General features: G+C 57.6%; 23 protein-coding genes, 1 tRNA gene and 1 rRNA gene. 5 read left to right on the top strand and 20 right to left on the bottom strand.

The window, feature by feature from the left end; genetic code table 11:
* The first annotated feature begins 9 nt into the window (after positions 1-9).
* From BMZ01_RS05935 to BMZ01_RS05925, 3 genes are all read left to right on the top strand, one after another.
* Positions 10-1173 carry a bifunctional alpha/beta hydrolase/OsmC family protein gene (locus tag BMZ01_RS05935; protein ID WP_092285452.1) on the top strand — a complete coding sequence of 388 codons (1164 nt, stop codon included), beginning with the start codon at positions 10-12 and terminating at the stop codon, positions 1171-1173.
* Entirely contained in the window at positions 1173-1559 is a 387-nt protein-coding gene (locus BMZ01_RS05930) for a YchJ family protein (protein WP_092285450.1), read from the top strand. Before BMZ01_RS05935 ends, BMZ01_RS05930 begins: the two co-directional genes overlap by 1 nt.
* Positions 1560-1641: 82 nt before the next feature.
* Positions 1642-1718: transfer RNA gene (locus BMZ01_RS05925), tRNA-Pro, on the top strand.
* 191 nt (positions 1719-1909) lie between these two features.
* Here BMZ01_RS05925 and BMZ01_RS05920 read toward each other — a convergent pair.
* Complete coding sequence (locus BMZ01_RS05920; RefSeq protein WP_092285448.1) at positions 1910-2284, bottom strand: SdpI family protein; 375 nt, start codon at positions 2282-2284, stop codon at positions 1910-1912.
* A 229-nt stretch (positions 2285-2513) separates the two neighbouring features.
* Between BMZ01_RS05920 and BMZ01_RS05915 the strand changes: the two genes are divergently transcribed.
* Positions 2514-3200, top strand: a complete 687-nt coding sequence (locus tag BMZ01_RS05915) for a type 1 glutamine amidotransferase (RefSeq protein ID WP_092285446.1) — start codon at positions 2514-2516, stop codon at positions 3198-3200.
* Entirely contained in the window at positions 3197-3982 is a 786-nt protein-coding gene (locus tag BMZ01_RS05910; RefSeq protein WP_092285444.1) for a class I SAM-dependent methyltransferase, read from the top strand. The genes BMZ01_RS05915 and BMZ01_RS05910 overlap by 4 nt, the downstream gene beginning before the upstream one ends.
* A 4-nt stretch (positions 3983-3986) precedes the next feature.
* Here BMZ01_RS05910 and der read toward each other — a convergent pair whose 3' ends face one another.
* The 19 genes from der to rrf form a co-directional block, all read right to left on the bottom strand.
* Positions 3987-5522 carry a ribosome biogenesis GTPase Der gene (der, locus tag BMZ01_RS05905; RefSeq protein WP_092285442.1) on the bottom strand — a complete coding sequence of 512 codons (1536 nt, stop codon included), beginning with the start codon at positions 5520-5522 and terminating at the stop codon, positions 3987-3989.
* Complete coding sequence (gene cmk / locus BMZ01_RS05900) at positions 5522-6226, bottom strand: (d)CMP kinase (protein WP_092285440.1); 705 nt, start codon at positions 6224-6226, stop codon at positions 5522-5524. The genes der and cmk overlap by 1 nt, the downstream gene beginning before the upstream one ends.
* Complete coding sequence (locus tag BMZ01_RS05895; RefSeq protein WP_177180086.1) at positions 6223-7188, bottom strand: pseudouridine synthase; 966 nt, start codon at positions 7186-7188, stop codon at positions 6223-6225. Before BMZ01_RS05895 ends, cmk begins: the two co-directional genes overlap by 4 nt.
* 70 nt (positions 7189-7258) lie before the next feature.
* Complete coding sequence (gene scpB, locus BMZ01_RS05890; RefSeq protein ID WP_092285438.1) at positions 7259-7813, bottom strand: SMC-Scp complex subunit ScpB; 555 nt, start codon at positions 7811-7813, stop codon at positions 7259-7261.
* Positions 7806-8741, bottom strand: coding sequence for a sulfurtransferase (locus tag BMZ01_RS05885; protein ID WP_223845799.1), 936 nt, complete (start codon positions 8739-8741; stop codon positions 7806-7808). The genes scpB and BMZ01_RS05885 overlap by 8 nt, the downstream gene beginning before the upstream one ends.
* A gap of 21 nt (positions 8742-8762) precedes the next feature.
* Entirely contained in the window at positions 8763-9614 is an 852-nt protein-coding gene (locus BMZ01_RS05880; RefSeq protein ID WP_092285608.1) for a segregation and condensation protein A, read from the bottom strand.
* Positions 9615-9631: 17 nt separating this feature from the next.
* Entirely contained in the window at positions 9632-10507 is an 876-nt protein-coding gene (locus BMZ01_RS05875) for a ParA family protein (protein WP_092285606.1), read from the bottom strand.
* A gap of 297 nt (positions 10508-10804) precedes the next feature.
* Complete coding sequence (gene xerD / locus BMZ01_RS05870) at positions 10805-11740, bottom strand: site-specific tyrosine recombinase XerD (protein ID WP_092285436.1); 936 nt, start codon at positions 11738-11740, stop codon at positions 10805-10807.
* A gap of 7 nt (positions 11741-11747) precedes the next feature.
* The gene (locus BMZ01_RS05865; protein WP_092285434.1) at positions 11748-12380 is read right to left on the bottom strand and encodes an NUDIX domain-containing protein; all 633 of its coding nucleotides are present in this window, start codon (positions 12378-12380) and stop codon (positions 11748-11750) included.
* A 119-nt stretch (positions 12381-12499) separates the two neighbouring features.
* Positions 12500-14137, bottom strand: a complete 1638-nt coding sequence (locus BMZ01_RS05860) for a CTP synthase (RefSeq protein ID WP_092285432.1) — start codon at positions 14135-14137, stop codon at positions 12500-12502.
* A gap of 149 nt (positions 14138-14286) precedes the next feature.
* On the bottom strand, positions 14287-15399 hold the full coding sequence (locus BMZ01_RS05855) for a copper transporter (RefSeq protein ID WP_092285430.1): 1113 nt from the start codon (positions 15397-15399) through the stop codon (positions 14287-14289).
* 31 nt (positions 15400-15430) lie between these two features.
* Entirely contained in the window at positions 15431-16627 is a 1197-nt protein-coding gene (gene steA / locus BMZ01_RS05850; protein WP_092285428.1) for a putative cytokinetic ring protein SteA, read from the bottom strand.
* 95 nt (positions 16628-16722) lie between these two features.
* Positions 16723-18444: a DNA repair protein RecN gene (recN, locus tag BMZ01_RS05845; protein ID WP_092285426.1), complete on the bottom strand. Its 1722-nt coding sequence runs from the start codon at positions 18442-18444 to the stop codon at positions 16723-16725.
* 95 nt (positions 18445-18539) lie between these two features.
* On the bottom strand, positions 18540-19544 hold the full coding sequence (locus BMZ01_RS05840; RefSeq protein ID WP_092285424.1) for an NAD kinase: 1005 nt from the start codon (positions 19542-19544) through the stop codon (positions 18540-18542).
* Positions 19541-20365: a TlyA family RNA methyltransferase gene (locus BMZ01_RS05835; protein WP_092285422.1), complete on the bottom strand. Its 825-nt coding sequence runs from the start codon at positions 20363-20365 to the stop codon at positions 19541-19543. The genes BMZ01_RS05840 and BMZ01_RS05835 overlap by 4 nt, the downstream gene beginning before the upstream one ends.
* Positions 20366-20536 (bottom strand): hypothetical protein, encoded by a 171-nt coding sequence (locus tag BMZ01_RS11165; RefSeq protein ID WP_177180085.1) that lies wholly within the window; start codon positions 20534-20536, stop codon positions 20366-20368.
* Entirely contained in the window at positions 20530-21519 is a 990-nt protein-coding gene (locus BMZ01_RS05830; RefSeq protein WP_092285420.1) for an HAD-IIA family hydrolase, read from the bottom strand. Before BMZ01_RS05830 ends, BMZ01_RS11165 begins: the two co-directional genes overlap by 7 nt.
* The gene (locus BMZ01_RS05825; protein WP_092285418.1) at positions 21516-22685 is read right to left on the bottom strand and encodes a tetratricopeptide repeat protein; all 1170 of its coding nucleotides are present in this window, start codon (positions 22683-22685) and stop codon (positions 21516-21518) included. Before BMZ01_RS05825 ends, BMZ01_RS05830 begins: the two co-directional genes overlap by 4 nt.
* A gap of 250 nt (positions 22686-22935) precedes the next feature.
* Positions 22936-23052, bottom strand: a 5S ribosomal RNA gene (rrf, locus tag BMZ01_RS05820).
* Positions 23053-23066 lie beyond the last annotated feature (14 nt).

Below are 23066 nucleotides of genomic sequence, written 5' to 3'. Positions count from 1 at the left end.
GGACTCCGCATGCATTCGATCAACGTGAAGTTAGCGTCCAGCAAGGGCCACACCATGGCCGGCACCATCGACATGCCCGATGCCAAGCCCCGCGCCTACGCCATGTTTGCTCACTGCTTCACCGGCTCTCGTTTCACCCCCGCCGCCTCCCGGGTGTGCAAGACCCTCGCCGAACATGGCATCGCCGCCCTGCGTTTCGATTTTCCCGGTCTTGGTCAATCCACCGGGGAGTTCGGCGACACCTGCTTTAGCGAGAATGTCAACGATATCCTCGCCGCCGCCAGCTGGCTTGAAGAAAACTACGAAGCCCCGCAGCTTCTCATTGGCCACTCCCTTGGCGGCGCCGCAGCACTGAAAGCCGCCGGCCAGATCCGTTCTCTGAAGGCGGTCTCCACCATCGGTGCGCCTTTTGATCCCGCGCACTCGGTGCTGCACTATGCCGACCGCATTAAAGATGTTGATGAACAAGGCGCGGTTACCGTCATCTTGGGTGGCCGCGAAATCACTATTTCGCGTAGCTTTCTCGAAGATCTCGCCGATACCGATGTCGCCTCCTATCTTCCGCGCCTGCGCAAGCCGCTATTGCTTTTACACTCCCCTATCGACACCACGGTGGGCGTGGATAATGCCCAGAAGATTTTCCAACTCACCCGCTACCCCAAGTCGCTGGTGGCCTTGGATAAGGCTGATCACCTCTGTACCCGCCAAGGCACCGCGCAGCGCGCCGGGCATCTCATTGCTGAATGGGTGGAGCCTTATCTAGAGGATCACTCTGCCACCCCGATTCTTGATGAGCATGAGGTTGAGGTGCGTTCCATTAAGGGCTCTAAGTTTGGGGATCTTGCCCGCAGCGAACACGGCGAGATCACTCTTGATCGCGATAAATCCGACGGCGGTAAGGGCCAGGGTCATTGCACTATGGAGCTGATCTACACCGCGCTTGCAGCCGATACTTCCCAAGCCATCCGTAAGGCCGCGAAAACTGGTCGCCTTAAGGTTGATGCGGTGCAGGTCAATGTCGTTCCCCGCAGTGATGATGCCGGTTCGGTGACCCGCCATATCCGCATCGAAGGTGAGCTCAACGATGCCCAGCGCGCGCGTTTAATCACCGGTCTTAACACCCCCGTTGCACGTTTGCTGCGCGGCCTGGAAATCACCGATAAGCTGCACTAATGATCGAAGATACCCAGCGTTGCCCCTGCGGCACTGGCCTGCGCTATGGCGAGTGTTGCGCGCCCCTGCACCGCGGTGAGCGCCCCGCTCCCACAGCGGAGATGCTCATGCGTTCTCGTTTTAGTGCCTACGTGGTGCGCGACGCCGCCTATCTCCTTAACACCTGGGATCCCATCACTCGCCCGCAATCCCTGGAACTCGAGCACCCTGATGCCCCGGAATTCTATTTATTGGAGATCCTGCGCACCGAGCGCGGCGGCCCCTTCGATGTGGAAGGTGTCGTGGAGTTCGCGGCGCATTATCGTGGCGCTGCCCGCGGGGTTCAGCGCGAAACTTCACGCTTTTATAAGAGGGACAAAAACTGGTTCTATCAAGAGGCAATCTAGCCTCCTTGACCTGCGGATTAGACAAGGTTGATCACAAGGTTGTAACCTGTACGAAGTCCCACGCCGCAAGGTGTGAACTTCCCGGACTGTGGCGCAGCTTGGTAGCGCACTTGACTGGGGGTCAAGGGGTCGCAGGTTCAAATCCTGTCAGTCCGACCAGCTAAAACAGGCCAGACCGAAAATCTTTCGGTAGGGCCTGTTTTCGCATGTCACGGGCACCCACACTATTATTTGGGCTTTCCCCGAGACCCGCAAGCATCGCCGACTGCGCACGCCACACTTCCCACGGGGCTGGGGTATGCCACACCATCTTCTGCCCTCACGCGAGTAGCCGGAGATTAAGCGTGGCTCTACGCTAAGCGATTCGCCGCTTTGGCGGCAACATTCGCCACGACTTTGGCCCACAGAACCCCACCAATCACCACAACGTAGCCAAGTACCCCAACAGTAATGGTGAGGGTACTTAATTTCTCACCAAAGAAACCCAAGACAACAAGTACCGCTGCAATAATGAGGCCGGCTTTCCCGGTGGTTGTCAGGATCGGGGTTGCCGCCAGGTGCCCGGCGCGCCATCCTTCTTCAGTTTTCTTTGTCTCCCGGGTTCTAATCCCAATGGCGGCGTTCCTAGAGATGCTCCCGGAGGCTGCGTCTTTGGGGATTGATAAGCACACGGCGCCAACGATGATCAGTCCTAATGCAGCATTAAGAGCCGCTACTAACAGCATGTTTTCTCCTTCCATTCTGGCCGCGTGCCTGTGTTGGAGACTCCACGACTTCCGCAAACCACGCATCTGAGGTTTGCCTGTGAGATTTACGATAACCCTCCTTCCCCACAGCGGGCTACAACGTTATTTCTTAGCAGCGGAAACTCCGCAGAGCCTCGCTATAAGATGCTCACCCAAGGGCCCTTTAAGATAAGCCCTTTATCCCCGCCTCTGATCTACTTCTTGTGCCATGCGTATTAGTGTTTTCCAACCAGACCCCATCTGCCCTCTAGCCAGGATGCACACCTGGCTAGAAGAAACCGGCGCCCAGGTGGATCTCATTGAGCTTTTTCATGAACTCCGCTTCCCCACTCACACCCACGGCATCATCGTCTTAGGTGGCCGCATGGATGCCCAAGATGACACTATTAGTTGGTTAGCTCCCCTCAAGCAGTATCTTTGCAGCATTACCGCCCCTATCCTTGGGGTCTGCCTGGGGCACCAAATTTTAGCCGAGGCCTTCGGGGGTCAATTACATATCGCCGATCCCAAGGGCCCGGAAGATGGGGCTTTTCGCGTGCACTTTCATCCCGCAGCTACTGATGATCCGGTTGTTGGGGCAATGACGCATGCCAGCAACATCATGTGTGCGCTCTCGCACTATGACTCTGTTGCCTGCCTACCGCCAGGGGATGTAGAGCTGGCGTATTCCGAGAAATACCTTCAAGCATTTCGCCTAGGGAATCGTTGGGGCGTGCAATTCCACCCCGAAGTCACCCCCACGATCATGGGCCAATGGTGGGCGAATACCGGTGGTGACGCCCAAGAAATGGAAGCCCGCATGCGCGCAGTCGATAGCGATATTATTCGCGGCGGCCGCGGTCTTACCCATGGGTTCGTGGAGTTCTGTCAACAATTACACTCAGAAACGCGATGAATAACCCCAACCCGCCGATCCCACCGCTATCCAAGCGCCACCAACCGCTCTTCCATAGTCCCCAACACCGCCACCAAACAGCGCGGGCTTTCGATAGTGGTGCTGAGCTTTATGACCTGGTGCGGCCCGGTTACCCCGCCGACGTCGTTGAGCTGATGCCAGCTGAGCTCACCACGGTGGTGGATATTGGTTGCGGGACTGGGCAACTAGCAAGCCTATTGGCAGCCCGCGGGCATGAACTCTTCCTCCTCGACCCCAGCGCCGATATGGTGCGCGTCGCCGCCGCTAAGAAGCTCGGGCCCGCCTGGCGGGCTACCGCGGAAGCCACCGCGCTTAAGGCCGATAGTGTGGATGCTGCCTGTTGTGGGCAGTCCTGGCATTGGTGCGATAGCCAGGTAGCCTGCCTGGAACTTGATCGCATTATCCGCCCCGGCGGTAGCGTGCTCCTAGCGTGGAATACCTTGGATGTGTCCATCCCCTGGGTGCATCGGCTTAGCCGCATTATGCACGCCGGAGATGTTTTAGCTGAAGGGTTCATTCCGAGTATCCATAAGCCCTGGCAGATCAGCCGAACCGTGCGTAAGCGCTGGGTAACCCCAATAACCCCTGAAGATATTCATCTACTCACCCACACCCGTAGTTATTGGTTACGTGCTAATCAGCGCAGTAGGCAGCGAGTTACGGCGAATCTTGATTGGTACCTGTATGAGCACCTTGGATATGCCAAAGGGCAGGTCATTGACCTGCCCTATCGCGTGGATGCTTTCCTGCTAAGCCGCTAACGCCCTATTTACGCTTACGGCGTTCGCGCACGCGCACCGCAATGCGCACCGGGGTGCCATCGAAGCCGAAGCTTTCGCGGAACATGCGCTCCAAATAGCGACGATAACCAGCATCCAAGAAGCCGGTGGTGAAAAGCACAATCACCGGTGGGCGGGTGGATGCTTGGGTGGCAAAGAGCACGCGCGGTAAGCGCCCACCCTTCATCGGCGGCGGGTTCTTCGCAATGGTTTCACGCACCCAGTTATTCAACTGGCCGGTGGTAATACGACGATCCCAGTTATCAAGTGCTTCAATCATTGCCGGTTCCAGGCGCTGCAAAGCACGCCCGGTTTTCGCCGAGATATTCACTCGCTTCACCCACGGAATGTGGTTGAGCTGGAGGTCGAGTTCGCGATCTAATTCGCTGCGACGATCCTCGTCCATGAGATCCCACTTATTAAAAGCGAGTACCAGGGCTTTACCAGCATCCAGGATCATCGCGAGCACACGCTGATCCTGTTCGGTAACTGGTTGCGAGGAGTCGATGAGCATAATGCAGACTTCCGCGGACTCAATGGCCGCGCGGGTACGCAGGGAGGCATAGTATTCATGCCCGCTGGCGGTCTTGACTTTCTTGCGCAGCCCAGCGGTATCCACGAAGCGCCAGAGCTTCTGGTCGAGCTGCACCAGGGAATCCACCGGGTCAACGGTGGTACCGGCAACATCATCGACGACGCTGCGTTCTTCCTTCGCAAATTTATTGAGCAAGGAGGATTTACCCACATTGGGTTTACCTACCAGCGCAACCCTGCGGGGGCCTTCCACAATGGAGGTTTTGCGGGGCGTTTCCGGGAAGGACTTTAAGATCTCATCGAGCACATCCGCGCCGCCGCGACCATGCTGTGCTGATACCGGGAAGGGATCACCCAGGCCTAGAGCATAGAACTCCGCCATATCGGCGAATTGGGAATCGGAGTCGAATTTATTGGCCACCAGGATGACCGGGACTTTAGCGCGCTGTAATTTCCGCGCCATAATCTCATCAGTTTCGGTGATGCCCACCTTGGTATCGACCACCATCACAATGACATCAGCGGAGTCCATGGCCACATCAGCCTGGCGGGCAATGGCCCCATGGATACCTTTTTGGTTGGGGTCCCAGCCGCCGGTATCTTGCACCCAGAAACGCTGGCCACCCCAGTCAGCAAGGTAGCTAATGCGGTCGCGGGTAACACCGGGGAAATCTTCGACCACTGCTTCACGGCGCCCAATAAAGCGGTTCACCAGCGTGGACTTGCCCACATTCGGTCGACCCACAATGGCTACCGTGCAGAGGTTTTCTTCTAGGTGTTCTTGGTCTTCGACACCGAAGGCAGCTTCGATGCGTTCCCAGTCTTCTTCGGAGAAATCTTCGCCGAAATCGGGGTCGGCGAACTCGTCTTCATCAAACTCGAAGACTTCCTCGCCGGGGCCTACCTGTAGGAAGGTGGTTTCATCTTCGAAGCCCAACTCTTCTTCGGCGGGGTTCATGTCTTGAGGGTTCTGATCATCTGTAGTCATCAGCACTGTCCTCCTTCGCGAAGCAGCTGGGTCAAGGTGGCAATGACCTCGTCCATGCTCAAGTTCGAGGTGTCAATAATGTGGGCGTCCTCTGCGGGTTTCAGCGGTGAGGTGGCGCGGCTGGAATCTAGTTCATCGCGGCGCTGCACATCAGCTAGTACCTGCTCGAAATCGCTATCGCGACCGGCAGTCAGATTCTGCTCATGGCGGCGCTGGGCACGCACCTGTGCGCTAGCGGTTAAAAAGACTTTGCACGGCGCATCGGGAAGCACCACGGTACCAATATCGCGGCCTTCGACAATGGCGCGCCGGGCACCGCGGGCGAGGCTGCGTTGTAGCTCTACCAGGTTGTGGCGTACCTCGGGGATCGCAGATACAGCTGATACGGAGCCGGTGACCTCAGCGCTGCGGATATCTTCGGACACATCGCGGCCGGCGAGCAGCACTTCGGTGGACTGCGGGTCCTCGGATACTTCCATGGGCAGTGTGCGGGTTACTTCGATAACCGCAGCGGTATCAGCGGGGTCTACCCCAGCATGGAGTACCGCCAAAGTGGCGACGCGGTACATGGCACCGGTATCGACATAGGCAGCGTTGAGTTCTTTAGCGAGGCGCCGGCAGGTGGTGGACTTGCCGGTACCGGAGGGGCCATCGACGGTGAGCAGCAGGCCACCGTCAGCAAGGTTGGAGATTAACTCGCTCACATTTCCACCGCCTTATACAAGCTGGTGAGCTCCGCGGTATTCAGGGCCCGCAAGGTACCTGGTTTTTGCTCCCCCAGCTGCACGGTGTGCAGGCGAGTACGCACCAGGCGTTCAACTGGGTAACCGGATTCTTTGAGCATGCGGCGCACAATGTGTTTGCGGCCTTCATGCAGCTCAATACGGATCAAGGTTTTGCCATTGAAGGTGTCAATGATCTGGGCGAAGTCAGCCTTCGCCAGGCCGTCTTCAAGTTCGATGCCTTCACGCAGCTGGCGGACCAGTCGACGATCCGCTTCGCCGAGCACGGTTGCTAGGTAGGTTTTTGATACCTCATAACGTGGATGCATGAGTCGGTTAGCTAATTCGCCATCGTTGGTGAGCAAGATGAGACCTTCGGTGTCCGCATCGAGGCGACCAACGTGGAAGAGGCGTTGCCCGGAGACAATCCTTTCGCTGATCAGATCGCCAATGCAGGGGCGGCCGTATTCATCGCTCATGGTCGATTGCATGCCGCGGGGTTTGTTGAGAATGAAGTATTCGAGATCTTCATTGACATTGATGCGCACCCCATCAACGCGGATGACATCAACATTGGGGTTAACGCGCATGCCCTGCACGGTCACGATTTTGCCATTTACTTCCACACGACCATGGTCGATCATGATTTCAGCGTGACGTCGAGAAGCAACCCCGGCTTGGGCCAGCACCTTTTGGAGGCGAATGCCTTCACCTTGGGGCAAGGTGCGGTCGAGTTTTTTGTGCTGTTTTTTCGCTGGGCGTGCGAAGGAGGGTTGTACCTCTGGGGGTGCAACCTTTTGCATGTTTTCGGGTTCGAAGCGCGGTGCGCCATCACCATAGGCGGTGCGTTCACGTTGGGGGCGCGCAGGCTTGTCATCGGAGGAGCTTCGTGATCGGAAGCCCTTCTTTTCCGGTGTGCCGTCTCGGCGAGCGGGTGGGGTCACGTTGATCGTGTCCTCTCAAAATAATCTTCGGTTGTAAGTAGTGCTTCAGGCGACTCTACCGCACAAATGCTTAAAACTCTTCCTCAATCGAATCGATATCGGGCAATAATGGTGCCAAATCAGGAAGCCGATCTAAGGACTCAATTCCTAGAAGCTCTAAAAATAATTGGGTGGTTTCATAGCGGTGGGCGCCGGTGGACTCATCAGGATCGACCTCTTTGATCAGCCCACGAAGCGCGAGGGTGCGCATCACGCCATCAACATTGACCCCGCGTACTGCGGAGACTTGGCTGCGGGTTACTGGTTGGCGGTAGGCCACCACGGCGAGGGTTTCTAAGGCTGCGCGAGACAACCTGGTCTGGGAACCGTCCAGTAGGAAAGCTTCGACGACGTCGGCGTTGGCTCTTCGCGTATAAAACCTCCAACCGTCGTCTACCTCACGCAGCTCAATACCTGAGCCGCGCGCGCTAAGCTCCTCCTCGATCTCGGAAAGCATGCTCTTGACCTGGGAATCTTCGGTCTGCAGCACGCGTGCGAGGGTGGGGATATCGACGGGGTGATCGATGACCAGCAGGATGGATTCCAGCTGAGATCTTAAGGGATCAATGAGTGGAAGATCACTCATTGGTGACCACCGGCCATTGGGCGTTTTCCTGACCCCATTCGGACCAAGAACCTTCGTAAATGTTGAGGTTCGGATAACCAGCGAGGGTGGCTCCTAAAGCATCAACGCAGGCGGTAATACCGGAACCGCAGCTGAAAATAAGGTCTTTATCATCGGCTTCTTTAGGGGTAAGCCCGATGGCGTCCTGGAAGATGTCGCGCAGCTCTTGGGGGGATTTAAAGCAGCCTTGGGAATCATAAAGTTCGCTAAAGGGAAGGTTTTTCGCACCGGGCATATGCCCGCCGCGCATCCCCTCGCGAGGTTCCGGTTCGGTGGCTTGGAAACGGCCGCGACTACGCGCATCCACCACAACCACGCCTGGGTCGTCGAGGACATCGCAGACTGTTTGCGCATCCACGAGAGTGTCATAGTCCCCGGCCACGCCGATGGCAGGCACATCTTTAAGGGGGTTGGACAGCTCGCTGAGTTCCCCGCCGGCGGCCAGCCAGGCGTCCAATCCACCGTCGAGTACTGCGACCTGCGGGATGCCTGCGCAGTGGTGTGCGAGCCACCATAGGCGCGGGGCGGTGACCCCATGGTCGGCGTCATAAACCACAATGGGGCGAAGGTCGACCGCTAATTGTTGGTCGCGGGATTTATCTTGAATAAGTTCGGAAATATCCTGCGGATCAATCTGGTTGGGCTGTGTTTTAGCCAGCGCATCAAGGGTCATAAATAAAGCGGCGAGATTCTCCGGGGCGGTGTGCGGGAGGCCGGAATTGGGATCAGAAATGCAGCCTTCATGATCGACCAACATGGCGCCGGGAATTCCCTTAGTAGGGGGATTGGGGCCCATGGAAGTGCATAAAATGGTGACTTCGGAAAGGTGTTCCACCAGCCAGGCGGCATTAATGAGAGGGGTGGGCATTCCGGTGGATAGGTCAGTCATGTGCACCATCTTAGGTGCTTATTAATCCCAATTGCTGGCAGCAACAACAGCTGGGTCAACATCAATTCCCGTCCAGGAGATCTTCAGCTCACCTAAGGCCTCTTCCTGGGAAGTGTCAATGGCGCGGGCCTTGTAGAGTTCCAACAAGGCTAGGAAACGGCCAATGATTTCCATCGACACCGAACAATCATGGGTTAAGCGGGTGAAACTCAACCATTCATGGGCACCTACCAGCCGCAAGGTATCCAGGATGCGGCCGGCTTGCTCCGGGACGCTGACCGCCACCTGGTGCAGGTGCGCGGTGCCGACCTCCTCGGGCGGGCGGGGGCGAAAGACACTGGCCGCTAGCTGCGCGAAACTATCCGGAGTGTGGTTGAGCACCACAGGGGGAAGCAGATGCGCGAAGGACTCCTCCGGGCCCACGGCGCGCGGGTAACTTTGGCGGGCGTCGCGATGCCACTGCGCGAACAATTCAGCGACCTGTTTATAGGCCTTGTACTGCAAAAGGCGGGCGAAAAGAAGGTCGCGGGTTTCTAGCAGAGCGAGGTCATCTTCATCATCTACTTCCCCGCGGGGAACCAGGCGGGCGGCTTTCAGATCCAACAAAGTGGCGGCGACCACCAGGAATTCTGTGGTTTCTTCTAATTCCGCGGCGCCCCCGCCGAGGCTGCGGGTATAGGCGATGAACTCATCGGTGACTTCGGCAAGCGCAATATCGGTGATATCCATTTTGCGCGCGGAGATGAGCTCTAAGAGCAGATCAAATGGGCCCTCGAAGTTACGCAGCTGCACCCGGAAACCGGGGATCTCCAATTGCTCGCCGGTGGTGGCGGCAGCGGGAAGCTCGGTGGCTTGCCGCGGGGGAACTGAGATAGGTGGGGCTGCCTGGGTCACTGCTTAGAGGTGCGTTCGATGACCTCGCGGGCGAGGTTGCGGTATTGCTCAGCGCCCGGTGAGCTGGGGGCCCAGGTGATGATCGGTTCGCCGGCGACGGAGGTTTCTGGGAAACGCACTGTGCGGGTAATGACGGTATCGAAAACGCGGTCGTCGAAGACCTCGACGACGCGGCTCATCACTTCGCGGGCGTGGGTGGTGCGGCGATCGAACATGGTGACCAGGATGCCGATGATCTCGAGATCGAAGTTGAGGCGATCGCGGACCTTTTCCACCGTGTCGGTAAGTAGCGCGAGACCGCGGAGCGAGAAGTATTCGCATTCCATCGGGATGATCACGCCATGCGCACAGGCGAGCGCATTGACGGTGAGCAGGCCGAGGGAGGGTTGGCAGTCGAGGATGATGAAGTCATAGTCGCGCATGACCGGGCGAAGGGCGCGAGCTAGGGTTTGTTCGCGGCCGACTTCATTGACCAATTGAATTTCCGCGGCGGAAAGATCAATATTGGCGGGGACCACGTCGAGGTTATGGACCTTGGTGTGGTGGATGGCGCTATGGATACTCGAGCGGTTATCCACCATGAGGTTATAGACCGTGACATCGAGATCCTGGTAGGGAACGCCCAGGCCAGCTGACAGGGCGCCCTGCGGGTCAAGGTCTACCAATAGAACGCGGCGGCCAAGCTCGGCGAGGCAGGCACCAAGGTTGATGGTGGAGGTGGTTTTGCCCACTCCGCCTTTTTGGTTACACATGGCCAAGATGGTGGCTGGGCCATGCTTGTCGATGGGCGCGGGTTCGGGGATTTCGCGGACGGGGCGGCCCGTGAGGCCTAGTTCGACCTCGGGTGCCTCAAACAAGCCCGAATCGCTCACAGTCATACCCTCTTCCTTGACTTAGCTACCTGGCGGTGCGTGTGTGGTGCTGGGGGTGCGCGGATGAGCTGGGGTGCCAGCCCTGCGCATCCTGATGGAGAATGCCCGGCGCGCCAAAATAACATCGCTGTCATCTTAGTTACTTAGTGCCCAGAGTACATGCAATAGGGCTACATGCTCGAACGCTTCGAGGCGATTCTTTGGCTTGAATGTTCTGCAGCTGCGGAATCAAGGCGCGCGGGTTGACGAGGTGTCTGGAAGCGCTATGCGCGTGGGTGGGCTATGCCCGCGGGAGCGTTACGCCCTTGGGTGTGCTTCGCGCCAGACCTGCCGTAGGTTCTCCGCGGTGATATGCGTATAGATCTGCGTGGTGGTTACCGAGGAGTGCCCCAAGAGTTCTTGGACTACACGCACATCTGCCCCGCCTTCGAGCAAGTGCGTGGCATAAGAGTGCCGCAAGGTGTGCGGGGAGATCTCTTTAGTTAAACCAGCGCGCTCCCCTGCTTTTCGGATAATCGCCCATGCGCTTTGTCGCGATAATGCCCCACCGCGTTGGTTCAATAACAAGGCGTGGCTTTTACCCCGCGACAGCGCCGGGCGGGCACGCACCAAATAGGCCTCCACTGCCACTAGCGCATGGGAGCCAACCGGGACGAGGCGTTGTTTGGATCCCTTGCCGGTGATCATCACGATGCCATCGCAGCCGACGAGGTCATCCACACTCAGCGCGGTGATTTCAGAGATGCGGGCCCCGGTGCCATAGAGCAATTCCAGCAACGCCTTATCGCGCAGATCAAGCGGAGTGGCGGCCTCACCGTCCGGGATGGCCTCCAGGAGTTGGGTGACCTCATCGATGCTTAAGGTATCCGGCAGATAGCGGGCCGGTTGGGGTGGGGCGACTTCCTTGGAGACGTCTTGGTCCACATCACCTTCGGCAAGCGCGAAGCGGTGCAAGCCCCGTGCCACTACCAGGGCACGTCCTGCTGAGCTGGGGGCAAGGGGGCGCCATTGTAATTCTTTAAGCCCACGGCGAAGATCAGCGAGGTAGGCTTCCAGGTCTTCGGCACTCACGGTACCTAGATCGGTGATGCCGCGATGCTCCAGCCACTGCAGGTAGCGTTCTAGGTCACGGCGATAGTTGCTTAAGGTATGCGGGGATACGCCGCGCTCAACCTGCAGGTGCGCTAACCACCGCTTGGCTAAGCCCCGGGTCGATTGGGCAGTAGCTGCCATGGGTGCTTTAGCCTCGCTTCATATCCTGTTCTTTACGGCGCGCAGCTAGGTGCGTGGGGCGTAGCGGGAAAGGTGTATCGGTCGGATGCGTCTTCGCTCGGCCAGAAAGCACCTCCGCGGCTGCCATGATCCCGGCGATCGCGATGGAATTGATGATCTTGCCCTCCATCACCATGGCGCGGGCACGATCCAGCGGCACCCACTCAAGCTGCATATCAGCTTCTTCATCTTCCCCTGCTGGTTGTTCGACTTCGCTTAGATCACCAGCGAGGAAGACGCGTACTACTTCTTCACAAAAACCTGGGCTGGTTACTAGGTCCAGGAGGAAAGCCCAATGCCCCGCGCTCACCCCGGCTTCTTCTTGGAGTTCACGTTGGGCGCATAAAAGGGCGTCTTCGTCTTTCATATCCAGCAGCCCTGCCGGTAATTCCCACAGTTTTTGTTGCACGCTGTGGCGGTATTGGTGCACCAAAGCGATGCGTTGGGCATCATCAACCGCTACGATGGCAACTGCCCCGAAGTGCTCCACGATTTCACGCTTGGAGATATTGCCAGCGGGCATGCGCACCTGATCTCGGCGAAGCGCGAGAATCGGGGCATCTACCAGTAGTTCGCTGTCGACAACCTCAAAGTGATGCATAGGTGGCGTGACTCCTGAAATCTGTGGGGAATCAACCTACCTGCGGCGGCAGGCAGGTTGAGCGGAGGGGTGAAGACTATTCGCGGAAGCTGTTCGCTTAAAGGACCTCCGGGAAAAGACTAGCCGCGCCGCGCGATCGCTGCACTCATCAGCCCAGAAAATAGCGGGTGTGGGCGTGTCGGACGCGACTTATATTCCGGGTGAGCCTGGGTTCCCACCAAGAAGGGATGCACCTCTGCCGGGTACTCCACGAACTCCACGAGTTCCCCATCAAGCGAGGTACCGGAAAATACCAGTTGGGAACCAGCAGAAATCTGGTCGCGATAAGCATTATTGACCTCATAGCGGTGACGGTGACGCTCCGAGACCTCACGTTGGCCATAAAGCGAAGCAACCAAAGAACCTTCCGCTAGCAGCGCAGGATAAGCCCCCAAACGCATAGAGCCACCCAAATCTGCCTCGCCGGTAACCGCAGCTAGCTGCTCTGCCATAGTGGCAATCACCGGCGCACTGGTCTGCGGATCAAACTCAGTAGAAGAAGCATCCTGAATACCTGCAGAACGTGCGGCCTCCAACACGATGCATTGCAGGCCAAGGCAAATACCTAAGGTGGGGAGCTTATGCTCACGGGCATAAGTAATCGCACCGATTTTTCCTTCAATTCCGCGGTGCCCAAAGCCCCCAGGAATCACCAAACCATCAAGCCCAGCTAAAGCCTGGGCCGCGCCCTCCGCAGAAGCACACTCATCTGCAGATACCCACTGGATATCAACTTTTTGATAGTGCTGGAAGGCCGCTGCCCGCAACGCCTCAGCAATAGAGAGGTAGGCATCCGGCAGGTCCGTGTACTTGCCCACCAACCCAATCTTGATGGTGCCGCGAGGGTGATGCACGCGATCTAAAAGATCGCGCCACTGCGTCCAATCCACATCCTTAAACGGCAGGTTCAGCCGGCGGATCACAAAGGTATCGAGCTGCTCCCGGAAAAGTACCTCCGGAATGTCATAGATACTGGCGGCATCGGCACAAGAGATCACGCCTTCGCGATCCACATCGCACATCAACGCAATCTTGGCCTTCAGCGCGCCGGGTACCTCACGATCACAGCGCAGCACCAAAGCATCCGGCACAATGCCTAGGCCCCGTAGCTCAGCAACCGAGTGCTGGGTAGGTTTGGTTTTAAGTTCTTCTGAAGGTGCTAGGTAGGGCACCAGCGTGCAGTGGATGAAGAATACATTTTCACGCCCGATTTCATGGCGTACTTGGCGGACTGCTTCTAGGAAGGGTTGGGATTCCATATCGCCGACGGTGCCGCCGATTTCGGTGATCACTACATCTGGAATCTCTTCGCCTTCGGCCATCGCCAGGATGCGGGCTTTGATCTCATCGGTAATATGCGGCACAACCTGCACGGTTTTACCGAGGTAACCGCCGTGCCTTTCGCGTGCAATCACGGTGGAATACACCTTGCCGGTGGTGACATTGGCGTTATTAGAGAGGTTCACATCCAAGAAGCGTTCATAGTGCCCAAGGTCCAGGTCAGTTTCGGTGCCATCTTCGGTGACGAATACTTCGCCATGTTCGAAGGGACTCATAGTGCCTGGGTCGACATTCAGGTAGGGGTCGAGTTTTTGCATGGTCACCTTCAACCCGCGGGCTTTGAGCAATTGCCCAAGAGAGGCTGCAGAAAGCCCCTTGCCTAGGGAGGAGACAACTCCCCCGGTGACGAAGATGAATTTCGGTTGGTGGCTATTCATGGCGAGGGCATGCTCCTAGACGGTCCGGATGGCGAAAAGCGGAAAGCGGAATGCGGGGCTCACCAACAATGCGAAAGTCCCGCAGCCCTTGAATGCGAAAACACTCAAGAACTACGGGCCTTCAGTTTATACCAATTAACTGACAGAAATTAACTTTCCTGCTCAGAGCCGCTCTGATCGGCGGTGTTTTGCTCAGCAGTGTTCTCCTCGGCGGTGTTCTCCTCAGCGGTGTTCTGCTCCGGAGCATTTTGCTCAGCGCTGGGTTGTTCTTCCGCCGGTACCGAAGGGGTGGCACCATCGGGTGCCGGGGCAACGGCCTCAGCCGAAGAAGCCGCCCCATAGGCGCCATGACCGCCCTTAAGCTGTTCCTTTACCGCCAAGACGGTGGCCAAGCGAGCCCATTCCCGGGAGAGGGAATCCACGGTGCTTACACCTTGCGCCTCGGCGTCCTTGCGCAATAAACCAATCACGCCGGTATCAGCGGCGGTGTGTACGCGGCCAGCTAGCACCACTGCCCCATCGGCGCGATCCAAAGCAGCAGCGAATTTCGCTAGCGTTTGGGCGGCGAAGGAGCTGGTCGGGGTGTCGCTTTCGCTATCATCCTTCTTCGCCAGGCCATCAGAATCACCTGTGATGATCACCAGCGAGTCAGCCGGGGAGATAGTGTCCTCATCGAAGCTGATGAAATCAGCGTCCGCCAAGGCGCTTAGTAGAAGTTTGCGGTCTTCCGCGGCGGCCTTCGGATCTCCGGATTCAGGGTCCATGGTTAAAGCCGCACCAAGGGCTTCACCAGCATGGGTGCCGGGGTCAAGCGAATCCGTGGAGAGCTTGGCACCAGCAGGCAGGGTATTAGCCACGATGGACTTCAAGGAGTCCGCACCGTCTTTGGACAGGAATTTATCCTTCAGGGCAATATCACCTGTGATCTCTGCACCAGCTTTACCAAGTAATTCGCTGACCCGGCTGAGGTCCGTGGCATCAGCATCCTCGGTGTGCATAATCAGCACGGCCTTATCTTTGAGGGTGTCTTTGACAACACTTGCCGCCAGGTCACCAATCAGCCCATCTGCGGAGGCAGCTTGGGCGCCATTAATCTCAGCTAGTTCTTTGCTTGCGGCGAGATCTTTTTGAGCAATGGCGAGTTGAGCATGCGAACCTTCTGGAAGGTTCGGGGCGATCACCAGCGTGCCGAGGGCAACACCTGCGGCAATACCGAAGCCGAGTCCGCCAATAAAGACTCCGCCACCAGATTTTTTAGCCATGTGTGTACTTATCCTTCAGATCTATGCAGCGCTAGCGATGGAACCATGCTTGCACCGTAAGTGCAATATTGTTCCAGGTATCGATGAGGTTATCGGTGAAGGTTCCCTGCCCTGCGGTACCCACCACCACAATGATGACCGCCAAGGCCACCAAGATGCCCAGGATGGCCCACAGCCACCCCAAGCCACCGCCACGCTGGACCGTGTAGAGATTGCTAATCGCAGAGGCATCCACCAACTTCGGGCCAACCTTCGCGCGCGTTAATAAAGCAGCTGGGGAGGCCTGTGCACCTTGGGCGAAAAGGGAATCCAAATCTCGCGGGGAACCAGCATTCACAATCAGCTGTGCGCCATGGTAATTAGCCAAGAGCATCGCCAGATCCGTGGCCGAATGCGTGGCCGCTGGGAAGGTCATCGCGCCCACACCCAGGTCTTGGATTCTTTCTAGGCCGGGGGCATGCCCATCTGGTTCTGCCGGCAGAATCACGCGCGCACCGCTACGCAGCGTCTCAGCAGCCATGGATTGGGGGTCGCCCACCACCAAAGCTGGGGTGTAGCCGGCTTGAACAAGGGAGTCTGCTGCTTCATTCACGCCAATGAGCACCGGATCATATTCGCGGATGAAGTTACGGAGATTCTTCAAGGTCTCTTTATGCCCGGCATCCGGGGAGAGCACCACAACCTTGCGGTCTTCAATGGCCACCCCGGTATCCGGGATACCAATGCCATCAATAAGCAGTGGTGCCTCGGAGTGAATGAACTGCGTGGTGTTGCCGAAATAGGCTTCCATATTGTCCACCAGGATTTGCTGGGCATCACGGAAACCTGCCTGTGCCCCAGCGCTATCTAGCGGAGTAGAAGAAGCGATCTGGTTCTCACCAAGGAAGATTCCACCATCTTCGGTAATTCTTCCCTTCTTGCCGTCCCGGAAGCCCTCTTGGAGCTGCGCCCCGGTGTTCTCATACAGTGGAATGCCCGCATCAATGAGCATTTGGGGGCCAAAATTGGGGACTGCGCCGGTGGTGAAGCGCGCAATATTCACCACGGCTTGGGGCCGCATCTCAATGAGGCGTTGGGCGAAACGCCGGGAGATATCGGGGGCGTCAATAACGGCGATATCGCCTTCTTTGAAACGTTTAAAACCCTTGCCCATGGGTGTGCAGTCCCGAAGGACCCCGTGCATACCGGGCAGGTCGGCGGTGCGAGAGAACAGACTCATGCGGCCCATTGTGTTCAATCCCAATGCTCAGTGGGTGGAGGCGCGCGGAAAGTCACCCTAGAAACTTGCGTCACAGAGGCCTACAGCAACTCAAACCGCAACTCCTACATGTTTTTAATCTCTGCCTGCGCTGTCGCCAATAGCTCCGCGGCATGCGCACGACCAGTCGCGGTATCTTCCATACCCGCCAACATGCGCGCTAATTCCTCAATCCGCCTGTCATCACTTAAGACCTCCACCCCAGAGCTCACTTCGGCATCACTGACTTCCTTAGCCACATGCAGATGCGTATCCGCATAGGCTGCTACTTGCGGTAAGTGTGTCACCACAATCACCTGGTTGCTGCGCGCCAAGCGAGCTAGCCGCCGCCCAATTTCCACGGCTGCTTTACCGCCCACCCCGGCATCAACTTCATCAAACACCATGGTGCCCCCACCAGGGGATTCCGAAAGAATCACCTCCAACGCCAACATCACGCGGCTGAGCTCACCGCCAGAAGCTGAAGACGCCAACGGCCGCCCCGGGGATTGCGGTGTCGGGGCCAGCAATAATTGCACTTCCTCAGTGCCTGAAGCACCGGGTTCTACCGCATTAACCTCTACCTCTAGGCGGGATTTCGGCATCGCGAGGCCATGCAGTTCCTTGGTCACTGCGGCAGCTAATTTCTTAGCGGCCTCTTCACGTAAGCCCCGAAGCTGCTTCGCCACCTTCTTCATCTTCTTTTCCGCGGCAGCCACCTCAGCTTTCAACTTATCCAAAGCCTCGGTGCTCACATCAATGCTGGCTAGCCGCTTCTCCGCCTTTTCTTTCCACGCAATCACGCCATCAGCATCCGGGGCGTATTTCCGGGTCAGTGTCTTCAGCTCCTGTTGGCGCTGCAAGAGGTTATCTAATTCAGCCGGGTCCACCGGTAATTCATCTAAATAACTTGCCAGCTCAGAAGACACATCCGCTAAAGAGGCCGTCACTTCTCCTAGCTGTTCGCCTAGGGCTTTGAGGCGCTCATCGGCGCTGGCAATCAATAAGTATTCTGCCTCCCCAGCTAACTCCGCGGCACCGCGCAGCGCCTCCACATCTTCGACCCCATCAATGGCATGCAAAGCCCGCATGCTCTGCTCGCGCAAGGTATCCACATCTTGCATGCGCCTAATCGAGGCAATGAGTTCTTGATCCTCCCCTGGTGCCGGATCAATGGCACTGATTTCTTCGATCGCAAATTGCAGGCGATCTACTTCCTGCGCCAATTCCCGGCGAGACTCCGTGCGCTTCTTCAGATCCCGCGCCAGTTCCCGCCACCTCCCCCACAGCTCACGATATTCCTTTAATACCGGGGCGATGCGTGGATCAAAGCGATCCAGAGCCGCTAATTGGCGTTCCGGGGAAAGCAAGCGCAGTTGATCATTTTGGCCATGGATGGTTAATACTTCAGAAGCGAACTCCGCCAATGTGGCAGCTGGTACCGCACGCCCACCTAGATGCGCGCGCGAACGCCCCGTGCCCTCTTCGCTCACGCTTACTGAGCGCAGTGCTAAATAATCCCCATTCTCATCAACATCCCCACCTGCTGCCTTGAGGATCTCCTGGCATCGCGCTTGCACCTCCAGGGATACCCCCTCAGCGGTAAAACGCCCCTCCACCACGGCTTTCTTGCAGCCAGCACGTACCCTGCCGGGGTCTGCGCGCCCACCGGAAAGCAGGCGTAATCCCGTAACCACCATGGTTTTGCCGGCACCGGTTTCACCGGTGAGCACACTTAAGCCGGGGGCTAGCTCAGCGCTAGCTTTGGGGATGACGCCCAGGTTCTCGATCGTGATGTCGGCAAGCATGAATCAAAGCCTAATGCGCCACTAGGGTCAGGGTGCCGAGCACCCTCCCCAGCTGCCCTCCCCCAAGCGTTCGAAATAGCGCCCTTCAGCAAGGCCTACTTCTGTTCAGCGTCCAATTTCTTCGCTTCATTACCGGGGCCACGCCAACCTTCAACTGGGAGCCGCAGCTTCGTCACCAGGCGGTCCGTAAAGGGCGAATCATCCAAACGCACCCACCGCACCGGACGATTCCCGCGCTCTACTTCCACCCGCGATCCTGGGGGCATAGGCAGCGGCCTGAACCCATCCATAATGGCCTGCGCATGGGAGGCGAAGGGATTAGATTCCACCGCCACCGTGGAGCTTGGGGACACCACCAAAGGCTTGGTGAAAAGCGCGTGCGCATTATTCGGGACCACCAAAATGGCATCAAGTTCTGGCCATAGCACCGGCCCACCAGCAGAAAATGCATAGGCGGTCGAGCCAGTCGGGGTAGAAATCAACACCCCGTCGCAACCGAAGCTACTCACCGGCCGCCCATCAACTTCTAGCACTGCATCAAGCACCCCGCGGCGATCTAAATTCTCCACGGAAACTTCATTTAGTGCCCAGCAACGCCCCGTGATATTCAGGTCGGTATCGCGCACCACCACATCTAAGGTCATGCGGTCTTCCACGCGGTAATCCCGGTCAATTACCCGTTGAATAGCTTCTTCCAGGGATTCTGCTTCCCATTCCGCCAAGAAGCCCACATGCCCAAGGTTGATTCCCAGCACCGGAATATCCACACGGTGCGCCAGGTCTGCGGCCCGCAAGAAGGTCCCATCGCCGCCAAGAACAAGCACTAATTCCACGCCTTCCGCAGCGCTAGCTGAGTGCGTGCGGCGATCTAATTGAGAAAGCACGGGGTGTTGCGCCACCGCAGTGGAGTCGCGGTGAACTAGAACACGCACCCCAATGCCTGCGGCTTGGAGCATCTCAGCTGCTTTAGAGGATGCATCCACATTCTCGCGGCGCCCGGTGTGCGGGACGAGCAGTACCTCACGCTCCTCCCCTTCAAGCGGCCGCGGCGGGAGGTCACCGCGTTCCCAATAGCGGTCGATACCCTGGCAGGGACTCATTGGGGTCCTTCCTTTATTGCGCGTGACACCATGTCACTGAGCTGCGTCTCACTGGGCGCTTGCGCACCCGCATCGGCACGCAGCCACAGAAAATACTCTACGTTGCCACTTGGCCCCGGCAATGCTGAGGCCACAACTCCTAAGGTCGATAAGCCCAGATCCGCCGCACAACGAGCAATATCTAAAGTCACTTCTGCCCTTAATTCAGGCGACTTCACTACCCCAGTGCGGCTTAATCTTTCCTTTCCCACCTCAAATTGGGGCTTCACCATCGGCAATAAATCCGCTCCCTCACGCACGCATTGTGCAATCACCGGCAGCACCAATTTCAAGGATATGAAGCTTAAATCCCCCACCATTAGATCAACTGCTTCACCATCCAACATATCTCGGTCTAATTCCCGAATATTGGTGGCTTCAAGGTTCTTAATCCGTGGATCTTCCGCCAGCCGAGCAATCAATTGATCATGCCCCACATCCACGGCATACACTTTCTTCGCCCCACGATCGAGGCACACATCACTAAACCCACCGGTCGAGGCCCCCGCATCCAACACTCGCTTACCCGCCAAACTTAAACCCTGCGGTTCCCATAGATCCAACACGCTGAGCAGCTTCAACGCTCCCCTGGATGCCCAGCGATCCTCCGGCGCAGCAGCAATCTCAATCCGCGAGTTTTCCCCCACAGCCGTCGCAGCTTTCTTCACCACCCGACCATCCACGCTCACCCGCCCGGCCTTAATCATGGCTCGGGCTTTCTCCCGCGAGCGCGCCAACCCCCGCTCACTAATGGCACTATCCAACCGCTGCTCATCCATCATTTAATCCTGCAACGCACGATCCAATAATTCATGAGCCTTCGACAACCGCGCCACTTCCGCCTCTAATTGCTCTGGATTCGACAAATCATCGGGCAAGTCCACCAACACATCTTCAACTTCCCGACGAATCTCTTCCGCACGCATTCGCGGATCCCTTGGTTTGTCTACCACGAAGAAATAGCATCCTTTGCTTTTTCATCTAAAGCTTTTACCGACACCGTCTGGTGCTCCCAACACACCGGTGCGGCAGCAAGGAGTGCGGCATGCCACGCCGGTTGCCCCGCAACCTGCATAGGTGTTGATTGAAGCTGTACTTCCCCATCAACAAACTCAGCACTAAAGCCAAGATCCGCCCCTGGGCTAATAAGCTCCACGCTGTCATGCAGGCAACGTAAATCAACCGCCAAATAATCAGGGCGCTGCTCCGCTGGTGCCGCAATCACATCACGTGGGCCATGCACACCGGTGAGTACCTGAAGGGTTTTAAAGCCCGCGGCATTACCGCCTTGAATATCCGTATCCAGGCGATCCCCAACCACCAAAGGGCGTTTCGCTTGAGCCAACTCAGCGGAGATTCGCAGCATATCCGGAGCGGGTTTACCGGCAGATTTCGGCTTCACCCCGGTCGCACTCACCACAGCAGCAACCATGGAACCATTACCCACCATAAGGCCACGTTCCTGCGGCAAGGTGGTATCCAAATTCGAGGCAAAATACGGCACACCAGCGCGAATCGCCAAAGCCGCTTCCGATAGCTGACGCCACCCGGTATCCGGGTTATGACCTTGAACCACCGCATCTGGACGCTCATCAGCTGAATCCACCAAGGTATAGCCCTCAGCTTCAGCAAGGTCACGGAAGCTCTGGGAACCTAAAAGCAGCAGTTTGTGCCCGCCTATGGATTCGCGCAGTAGCTTCAAAGCAGCCTGCGCGGAGGTCAAAACACTATCCGCGCTAGCCGCCCCAATGCCTAAGCCTCTAAGTTGCTCGGCCACGACTTCCGGGGCCCTCGAAGCATTATTGGTCACGTAGATGCAGGGCAGCTCAGCGTCATTGATTGACTCAATGGCGTGCTCAATTGCTTGGCCGCCAGCATAAACAGTGCCGTCTAGGTCAAACAGCAATCCATCGAATTGATCGATGAGTCGACTCACGAAAGCTCCTTAAGGCGATCCTCGGCGTCGAAAAGGTTGAACTCGCGGTCATGCTCAGCCACGTGCGTGAACCATTCCTTAGCTTCATCAGTGCGCCCCACATCTTGTAGCGCATCCGCGTACGCATAGGCTAAGCGCAGGCCAGAGACAGTGGTATTGGACTTCTTAGGATCCATCCGCTGCAAGGTCACCAAAGCTGCATCTTTTTGCTGCATATCGCGGCGAGCGCCAGCAACCACAATGGCCAATTCAATCCGCGAATCGGGATCCAGTTCTTGGACCTCCGGCGCGCGAGCCATTTCCACTGCTTTATCCGGTCGGCCCAAGCCACGTTCACAGTCAGCCATCACAGCCAGCAACCCGGGACCACCAGAGATGCGACGGGCCGCACGAAGCTCAGATAATGCTTCTTTCCACTCGCCGGCATGATAAGCAGTAATACCGCAGGTCTCGCGTGCAACGGCCACACGTCCCGCGCGATCCTTTGCAGCACGAGCATGCTCAAGAGCCTTCTTCGGATCCTCTTCAAGCAGCACCGCAGCCATAATCATGTGCTTAGCTACGCGATCGGCATTATCGCGGGAGAGCACCCGAAGGTCTTGGCGGACCATGGGGTCAAGATCCTGGACATCAATGTCGTTGGGTAGTTCAGGTTCATTAGCGCGCTGCGCCATCCGGTCTTCACGGAAGCCGCTGCGCTGCGGTCCAGCTTGGAAACGGTCGCGTCGTTGAGCGCCACCGCGTTGAGCATGGCCGCCTCGACGATCCCGATCCCCACCGCCGCGGCGGTCCCCCCGATCCTCCCAATTGCGGCCACGCGGGCGATCATCACGTCGACGATCCCCGCGGTCCTCCCAGTTACGGCCACGGGTACGATCCTCACGACCGCGTTCCCCGCCGCGTTCTTCCCAATTGCGGCCACGCGGGCGATCGTCACGGCGGCGATCATCGCCACGGTTATCCCACTGGCGGCCGCGGTTTTTGCGCTCACCACGGCCGTCCCAGTTACGGCCACGAGGTTGGTCACCATAATGGCGTCCGCCACGCTCATCGCGGGGGTCGTGGTTACGATGACGCCGCTGGTCATCGTCGCGGCGTTGGCGTGGGCCTTCGCTGCGAGAGTGGTGATTGTCCCGGTAGGAACGGTGCGGGTTATCTGAGCTCATCGACATCCTCGAAATCGGGGGGAACCCCGTTGTTTGTAAAAGGGGGTGTGCAGGCCAGAGCCTGCAGTGGTTTATATAGACAACGGTGGATCATTCTACCCCGTTGCGATGCATTATTCGTCTTCGTCTCTGTGACAATAATCTGCAGCAGGAGAACCCACCGGAAATTCTTTTAGATATGCGAAATGGGGTGGGGTGCGACACCAGTTGGTATCACACCCCACCCCATATTCTTTGTTATCAAGTTTTAGGTCGGCAGCAACTTACTCTCCCACACCCTCACAGGTGCAGTACCATCAGCGCAAACAGGCTTAGCTTCCGGGTTCGGAAAGGGACCGGGCGTACCCCTGCCGCAATAACCACCGACACATCATTGTTGTC

This window comes from Corynebacterium spheniscorum (assembly GCF_900113445.1).
GTDB lineage: Bacteria > Actinomycetota > Actinomycetes > Mycobacteriales > Mycobacteriaceae > Corynebacterium > Corynebacterium spheniscorum.
The sequence above is the reverse complement of the archived record's forward strand: the minus strand, read 5'-3'. Positions and strand labels throughout refer to the sequence as shown.

Coding starts and splice junctions, on each gene's coding strand:
- BMZ01_RS05935 (WP_092285452.1), top strand. CDS start 10: ATGCATTCGATCAACGTGAAGTTAGCGTCCAGCAAGGGCCACACCATG.
- BMZ01_RS05865 (WP_092285434.1), bottom strand. CDS start 12,380: ATGCATCACTTTGAGGTTGTCGACAGCGAACTACTGGTAGATGCCCCG.
- BMZ01_RS05825 (WP_092285418.1), bottom strand. CDS start 22,685: ATGAGCTCAGATAACCCGCACCGTTCCTACCGGGACAATCACCACTCT.
- BMZ01_RS05930 (WP_092285450.1), top strand. CDS start 1,173: ATGATCGAAGATACCCAGCGTTGCCCCTGCGGCACTGGCCTGCGCTAT.
- BMZ01_RS05835 (WP_092285422.1), bottom strand. CDS start 20,365: ATGATGGATGAGCAGCGGTTGGATAGTGCCATTAGTGAGCGGGGGTTG.
- xerD (WP_092285436.1), bottom strand. CDS start 11,740: ATGGCAGCTACTGCCCAATCGACCCGGGGCTTAGCCAAGCGGTGGTTA.
- scpB (WP_092285438.1), bottom strand. CDS start 7,813: ATGAGTGATCTTCCACTCATTGATCCCTTAAGATCTCAGCTGGAATCC.
- BMZ01_RS05855 (WP_092285430.1), bottom strand. CDS start 15,399: ATGGCTAAAAAATCTGGTGGCGGAGTCTTTATTGGCGGACTCGGCTTC.
- BMZ01_RS05910 (WP_092285444.1), top strand. CDS start 3,197: ATGAATAACCCCAACCCGCCGATCCCACCGCTATCCAAGCGCCACCAA.
- BMZ01_RS05840 (WP_092285424.1), bottom strand. CDS start 19,544: ATGAGTCCCTGCCAGGGTATCGACCGCTATTGGGAACGCGGTGACCTC.
- BMZ01_RS05920 (WP_092285448.1), bottom strand. CDS start 2,284: ATGCTGTTAGTAGCGGCTCTTAATGCTGCATTAGGACTGATCATCGTT.
- BMZ01_RS05860 (WP_092285432.1), bottom strand. CDS start 14,137: ATGAATAGCCACCAACCGAAATTCATCTTCGTCACCGGGGGAGTTGTC.
- recN (WP_092285426.1), bottom strand. CDS start 18,444: ATGCTTGCCGACATCACGATCGAGAACCTGGGCGTCATCCCCAAAGCT.
- BMZ01_RS05915 (WP_092285446.1), top strand. CDS start 2,514: ATGCGTATTAGTGTTTTCCAACCAGACCCCATCTGCCCTCTAGCCAGG.
- BMZ01_RS05885 (WP_223845799.1), bottom strand. CDS start 8,741: ATGACTGACCTATCCACCGGAATGCCCACCCCTCTCATTAATGCCGCC.
- steA (WP_092285428.1), bottom strand. CDS start 16,627: ATGGGCCGCATGAGTCTGTTCTCTCGCACCGCCGACCTGCCCGGTATG.
- der (WP_092285442.1), bottom strand. CDS start 5,522: ATGACTACAGATGATCAGAACCCTCAAGACATGAACCCCGCCGAAGAA.